Origin of the sequence: Paracoccus marcusii (genome assembly GCF_006151785.1) — a bacterium.
Lineage (GTDB): Bacteria > Pseudomonadota > Alphaproteobacteria > Rhodobacterales > Rhodobacteraceae > Paracoccus > Paracoccus marcusii.
This window is the reverse complement of the sequence record NZ_VDDD01000176.1, coordinates 1-5,924: the sequence shown is the minus strand read 5'-3', so window position 1 is coordinate 5,924 and position 5,924 is coordinate 1. Positions and strand designations below refer to the sequence as shown.

The 5,924-nt window shown below is 69.7% G+C and carries 6 protein-coding genes and 1 pseudogene; 1 reads left to right on the top strand and 6 read right to left on the bottom strand.

The genetic code is table 11. The features are described from left to right. Positions 1–171: 171 nt before the first annotated feature. A complete protein-coding gene (gene rsmD / locus FHD68_RS17350) occupies positions 172–747 on the bottom strand; it encodes a 16S rRNA (guanine(966)-N(2))-methyltransferase RsmD (RefSeq protein ID WP_127897837.1) in 576 nt (191 codons plus the stop codon). A 76-nt stretch (positions 748–823) separates the two neighbouring features. After that, positions 824–2,026 carry an NAD(P)/FAD-dependent oxidoreductase gene (locus tag FHD68_RS17345; RefSeq protein ID WP_127897836.1) on the bottom strand — a complete coding sequence of 401 codons (1,203 nt, stop codon included), beginning with the start codon at positions 2,024–2,026 and terminating at the stop codon, positions 824–826. Positions 2,027–2,100: 74 nt separating this feature from the next. Between FHD68_RS17345 and FHD68_RS17340 the strand changes: the two genes are divergently transcribed. Beyond that, the gene (locus FHD68_RS17340) at positions 2,101–2,586 is read left to right on the top strand and encodes a peroxiredoxin (protein ID WP_127897835.1); all 486 of its coding nucleotides are present in this window, start codon (positions 2,101–2,103) and stop codon (positions 2,584–2,586) included. A gap of 75 nt (positions 2,587–2,661) precedes the next feature. Here the strand turns inward: FHD68_RS17340 and FHD68_RS17335 are convergent, their stop codons facing one another. The 4 genes and pseudogenes from FHD68_RS17335 to FHD68_RS17320 all read right to left on the bottom strand — a co-directional run. After that, positions 2,662–3,804: a GNAT family N-acetyltransferase gene (locus FHD68_RS17335; RefSeq protein ID WP_127897834.1), complete on the bottom strand. Its 1,143-nt coding sequence runs from the start codon at positions 3,802–3,804 to the stop codon at positions 2,662–2,664. A gap of 101 nt (positions 3,805–3,905) precedes the next feature. Continuing rightward, positions 3,906–4,655 (bottom strand): glycerophosphodiester phosphodiesterase family protein, encoded by a 750-nt coding sequence (locus FHD68_RS17330; protein ID WP_127897833.1) that lies wholly within the window; start codon positions 4,653–4,655, stop codon positions 3,906–3,908. Then, entirely contained in the window at positions 4,655–5,110 is a 456-nt protein-coding gene (locus tag FHD68_RS17325) for a RidA family protein (RefSeq protein WP_127897832.1), read from the bottom strand. The genes FHD68_RS17330 and FHD68_RS17325 overlap by 1 nt, the downstream gene beginning before the upstream one ends. Positions 5,111–5,155: 45 nt before the next feature. Then, a pseudogene (locus FHD68_RS17320) lies at positions 5,156–5,924 on the bottom strand (chromosome segregation protein SMC); the annotation flags it as partial.

Sequence of the window (5,924 nt, the reverse complement as noted above, 5' to 3'; positions counted from 1 at the left end):
GCCGACGGCGGCCGGCACTGACGCGCCGGGCCGCCGAAGGCAGGCCCGGCGCCACCGAACGGCCCGGCGCCGTCAGGCGCCACGCGCGGCGGTCAACCGTTCGTACCGGTGCGACTGCGTGCAGATGACGGGCGTTCGCCTTAGGTTGGATACGATACCAAAACGTGGTCTTTACGCAGCTTCGTTGGCTGCGACGCGCGCCAAGGTCACCACCGTATCGCCATAGCTGCGCCGGTCCAGCAGCGTGACCCCTGCTGGCAGCATCGGCGGGCGCGATTCTTCCCAGATGATCCACGCCCCCGCGCCGATCCAGTCGCCCTGCATGGCAGAGGCCAGTGCGACCTCTCCGCGTCCCTGGCCATAGGGCGGATCAAGGAACACGACGTCGAACGTCGGCCCTTCGTGCCGCCCCAGCCTGGTCGCATCGCGGCGCAGCAGGCTGGCTTTGTCCTGCACCCTGGCCTTGGTGATGTTCTGCCGCATCAGGGCGTGGGCGCGGGCGCCGTCGTCGACCAGTGTCGCGTGGGCCGCACCGCGCGACAATGCCTCCAGCCCCATTGCCCCGGTCCCGGCGAACAGGTCCAGCACACGCGCCCCCGGCAGCGGATTGCCGTGCGTGCCGTTGATCAGCAGGTTGAAGATCGCCTCGCGGACGCGATCGGTCGTGGGGCGCAGATGCGCCGCCGGGTCGCCTGCTCCCAAGTCTGCCAGCTTCAGGCCGCGCAGCGTGCCGCCGACGATCCTCATGATGGCGTCCCGCGGTGGCAGCGGGGGGCATCCTGCCCCCCGCACCCCCCTGGGCCGACCTGCGAACAGGACCCGGTCATGCCATCAGCGCCTTGAGGTCCGCGACGGTCGATATCGCCGCCGGGTCCGGACTGATCCCGCCCTCGATCAGGCGCTTGCCAATCATGTAGGCGCGGGCGTCGTTCAGCGCATCGACCGCGATCAAGGTTCCCTGCCGGTAATACCAGACCGATGCGGCGTGATCGCCCTGCCCCGCCGGCGTGACGACCTGATCATGACCCGCATTCAGACCCGCGATCTGCAGCTTGGCATCGAACTGGTCCGACCAGAACCATGCCTTGGGCACATAGTCCCGCGTCAGCCCCAGCATGTTGTCGGCCACGCATTCCGCCATGTCGATCGCCCCGCCCACGCTCTCCAGCCGCAGCCGCCCGCCCTGCCAGGGCGTGCTGGCGCAATCGCCTGCGGCCCAGATCACCGGATCCGACGTGCGGCCGTGCAGGTCGGTCGCGATGCCGTTGTCCAGATCCAACCCCGCAGCGCCGGCAAGCGCGGTTTCCGGCAGCACGCCGATGCCCATGATCACCAGATCCGCGTCGATCTGCCGGCCGTCGGTCAACGCGACCCCGGTCGCCCGGTCGTCTCCGGTGATGCGGCTGATCCCCGTGCCTTCCAGGATGGTGACGCCGTGCGCCCGGTGCAGCGCGCGGATCAGGTCCGCGGTCTGGGCGGCCGCGACGCGGCCCAGGATGCGCGGTGCCGCCTCGATCAGCGTGACCTCCAGGCCCAGCTTGCGCGCGACTGCCGCCGCCTCCAGTCCGATATATCCGCCGCCGATCACCACCAGGCGCCGCCCCTCGCGCATCTGCGGCGCCAGCGCGTCGACATCGGCCAGGCTGCGGATCACATGCGTGCCGGGCAGGTCGCCGCCCATCGCCGCGGGCAGGCGCCGCGGCGCCGCGCCCGTGGTCAGCGCCAGCGCGTCATAGGAATACGTGCCCCGATCGGTCGTCAGGACCTGCCCCGCCCTGTCGATGGACAGCGCGGTTTCCGACAGGTGCAGCGCGATCCCCTGGTCGCGCCACCATTCGGGCGCGCGCAGCGTCAGGCGGTCCAGCCCCATCTGGCCCAGCAGATAGGCCTTGGACAAAGGTGGGCGCTGATAGGGGGCGGCGGGCTCGTTTCCGATCACGGTCAGCGGCCCCTCGTGGCCCTTGGCCCGCAGCCGCGCCGCCATCGACGCTGCCGCCTGCCCCCCGCCCACGATCACGATGCGCATCTGCCGCCTCTCTGGTCTGTTCACCGGAGGCACCCTATAGTCGCCGCGAATCCGTTGCAATTCAGGAGAATGCGATGACCATCACCGCCGGGGACACGCTGCCCCAGGGCCAATTGCTGCGCGTGGGCGAGGCCGGCCCCGAGACCGTCGACACCGCCGACCTGATGCAGGGCAAGGTCGCCCTGTTCGGCCTGCCGGGCGCCTTCACCGGCACCTGCACGAACGCGCATATGCCCAGCTTCGTGCGCAGCGCCGACGCGTTCCGCGCCAAGGGCGTGTCACGCATCGTCTGCATCACCGTGAACGATCCCTTCGTGGCCAAGGCCTGGGCCGATCAGACCGGCGCGACCGAGGCCGGGATCGAGGTCCTGGCCGATGCCGACGGCAGCATGACCAAGGCCCTCGGCCTGGACTTCACCGCCCCTCCGGTCGGCTTCTTCGGCCGCTGCAAGCGCTTTGCGGCCTATGTCCAGGACGGCGTGGTCAAATCGATGGATGTCGAGGACAGCCCCGGCACCTGCAGCGTCAGCGCCGGAGAGGCCCTGCTGGAAAAGGTCTGACCGCAGACCCATGGCACGACACCGGGGGGTCCGGGGGGCTGGCCCCCCGGCCCTTCGCGGGACGCAAGGGCCCACTCACGGCGACGGATCGCCCTTGCGGAAGGGAGTGAACTCGGCCAGCGCCTCGATCTCGGCGCCCATCGCGTCGCGTTCCTGATCCAGATAATTTTCCAGCGCGCGCAGGAAGCCCGGATCGCGCACCCAGTGCAGCGAATGGATCGGCACCGGCTCATATCCGCGGGCCAGCTTGTGATCCCCCTGCGCCCCTGCCTCGACCCGGCCCAGCCCATGCGCGATCGCATGGTCGATGGCCTGATGATAGCACAGCTCGAAATGCAAAAAGGCGTGATCCGCGACGCAGCCCCAGTAGCGGCCATAGATCGCGTCCGGCCCCAGGAAGTTCAACGCCCCCGCGATGGGCCGGCCGTCGACCTCCGCCAGCACCAGCAGGATGTCGGCGCGCATCGTGTCCTGGATGCGGTCAAAGAAGGCGCGGGTCAGATAGGGCTGCCCCCATTTGCGCGCCCCGGTGTCCTGATAGAATTCCCAGAACGCGTCCCAATGATGCGGCTTCAGGTCTTCGCCGGTCAGGTGCCGGATCGTGCCGCCGAACGCCTGCGCCCGGGCGCGCTCCTTGCGCAGATCCTTGCGCTTGCGCGAGGACAGCGCCCCCAGGAAATCGTCATAGCTGGCATAGCCGCGGTTCAGCCAATGATACTGCTGCGTCACGCGCGGCAGGAACCCCGCCGCCTCGCCCAGATCGGCCTCGTGCTCGGTGCAGAAGGTGACATGCGCCCCCGACACGTCCAGCCGCTCGGCCACCTGCATCAGACCCGCCAGAAGGCCCGCGCGGGCCTCGTCGTCGCGGGCCAGCAGGCGCGCGCCGGTGGCGGGGGTGAAGGGCACCGCGCATTGCAGCTTGGGATAATAGCGCCCGCCCGCACGCACATAGGCCTGCGCCCAGGCATGGTCGAAGATGTATTCGCCCTGGCTGTGCGACTTTGCATAAACCGGCGCCGCGGCGACGGTCTGCCCGTCGCGTTCCAGCGTCAGGTGCAGCGGCTGCCACCCCGTGCCGGTGCCCACGGATCGGGACTGCTCCAGCGCGGACAGGAAGCGGTGCGTGGTAAAGGGATTGCCGTCGCCCAGAGCGTCCCAGACCTCTGGGTCGATGGCGGCGATCGAGGGATGGGTGGTCAGGGTCATCATGTCGGTCATGCCCCGGAAGATAGGGTGCGGGGCGCGGCTTGTCAGGGCCCGCCGGTGTCGCGGGGCGCCGCAGGTCGGCGCCCCTTTGGTATTTGTGCAGCGAAATGGCGTCAGATCGCCGCGCGATAGCCTTCGAAGGTGATGTTCGTGGCGACGCGGCGGGCGGCCTCTTCCTCGTCGGCGCTGCGGATGGTCCAGGTCAGCACCGGAACGCCCTGTGCGCGCAGCGCATCGACGCGCGGATTGCCCAGATCGCCCTTGTCATGCGAGATGAAGCACGCCCCCACCGCATCGAAATCGCGGATCTGGGCCAGTTCCTCGCGCCGGGCGGGCGCGACTTGCGGCCAGTCGCCCTCGGGAAAGGCGCAGGTGGTCAGGCCCACCGGCACGTCCGGAGCCGCGGCGCGGAAGGCCGCGATCATGTGCGGGTTGAAGGACATGACCGCCACCGGCCCGTCATAGCCTGCCAGCACCTTGGCCACGCGTGCGGACAGCAAGCCGACATCGGGGCCACAGGCGCCGTCCTGGTCCTTGACCTCGATCAGCAGCGGCACCCGGCCCGCGATCAGTTCCAGGAACCGGGCCAGCGTCGGCACCGGCTCGTCCGTGCCCAAGAGGCGCAGGCCGGCCAGCGTCTGCGCGTCGGTCGCGCCGATCACGCCCTCGGCCCCGGTCAGCCGCTTCAGCCGATAGTCGTGAAAGACCAGCGGCTCTCCGTCCGGGCCGGGCTGGATGTCGCATTCGATGCCGTAGCCCGCCTCGATCGCGGCGCGGGCGGCGGCCAGGCTGTTTTCGGGAACCCCCGCGCCATGCAGGCCGCGATGGGTGATGGGCACCGTCAGGAAGCGGTCGTCCAGCATCAGCGGACCTCGAACACGGCTTCGATCTCGACCGCGACGCCGAAGGGCAGCGAGGAGGCGGACACGGCGGCGCGGGAATGGCGCCCGGCCTCGCCGAAGACCTCGACCATCAGGTCAGAACAGCCGTTGATGACCTTGGGCTGATCGGTGAAATCGGGGGTGGAGTTCACGAAGCCGGTCAGCTTGACCACCCGCGTCACGCGGTCCAGATCGCCGATGGCGGATTTCAGCTGCGCGATCAGCGCCAGCCCGCAGCGGCGTGCGGCGGCCACGCCCTCCTCCAGGTCGGTCTTGTCGCCCAGCTTGCCGGTGATCAGGCCGTTCTCGTCCGCGCTGATCTGGCCCGAGATGAAGACCAGGTTGCCGGTCTGCACGAAGGGGACGTAATTGGCCGCCGGCATGGGCGCTGCGGGAAGGGTGATGCCCTTGTCGGCCAAGGTCTGCTCGATGCTCATGGGGTCCTCGCTTGGGTTGCGGCCCGGACCCTAGCGCGGGTCGCGTCAGGCGACCAGAGCCTCGGCGCGTTTCAGGTCCACGCTGACCAACTGGCTGACGCCCTGCTCGACCATGGTGACGCCGAACAGCCGGTCCATCCGGCCCATCGTCACCGCATGGTGGGTGATGATCAGGAACCGCGTGTCGGTCCGGCGGGTCATCTCGTCCAGAAGGTCGCAGAATCGGCTGACATTGGCATCGTCCAGCGGCGCGTCGACCTCGTCCAGCACGCAGATCGGCGCGGGATTGGCCAAGAACACCGCAAAGATCAGCGCCATCGCGGTCAGCGTCTGTTCGCCCCCGGACAAAAGACTCAGCGTCGACAGCCGCTTGCCGGGCGGCTGGCACATGATCTCCAGCCCCGCATCCAGCGGGTCGTCGGATTCGACCATCACCAGGCGCGCCTCGCCGCCCCCGAAAAGCGTCGTGAACAGGGTGGCGAAATTGGCGTTCACCGTCTCGAACGCGGCCAGAAGGCGCTCGCGCCCCTCGCGGTTCAGGCTGCCGATCCCGGCGCGCAGCTTGCGGATCGCCTCCTCCAGGTCGGTCTTCTCGGCGGCCAGACCGTCGCGTTCGGCCTCCAGGGCGCGCTTGTCCTCGTCGGCGCGCAGGTTGACCGCGCCCAGGGCCTCGCGCGCGCCGCGCAGGCGGGCGATCTCCTGCTCCAGCCGGTCGACGGGGGCGGTCAGGTCGATCTCGCCCAGGGCGGCGCGCAGCTGGTCGGGGCCCTGCTCGGTCTCCTCGCGGATGCGGGCGCGGGCCAGGGCCTCGGCC

Coding starts and splice junctions, on each gene's coding strand:
- rsmD (WP_127897837.1), bottom strand. CDS start 747: ATGAGGATCGTCGGCGGCACGCTGCGCGGCCTGAAGCTGGCAGACTTG.
- FHD68_RS17345 (WP_127897836.1), bottom strand. CDS start 2,026: ATGCGCATCGTGATCGTGGGCGGGGGGCAGGCGGCAGCGTCGATGGCG.
- FHD68_RS17340 (WP_127897835.1), top strand. CDS start 2,101: ATGACCATCACCGCCGGGGACACGCTGCCCCAGGGCCAATTGCTGCGC.
- FHD68_RS17335 (WP_127897834.1), bottom strand. CDS start 3,804: ATGACCGACATGATGACCCTGACCACCCATCCCTCGATCGCCGCCATC.
- FHD68_RS17330 (WP_127897833.1), bottom strand. CDS start 4,655: ATGCTGGACGACCGCTTCCTGACGGTGCCCATCACCCATCGCGGCCTG.
- FHD68_RS17325 (WP_127897832.1), bottom strand. CDS start 5,110: ATGAGCATCGAGCAGACCTTGGCCGACAAGGGCATCACCCTTCCCGCA.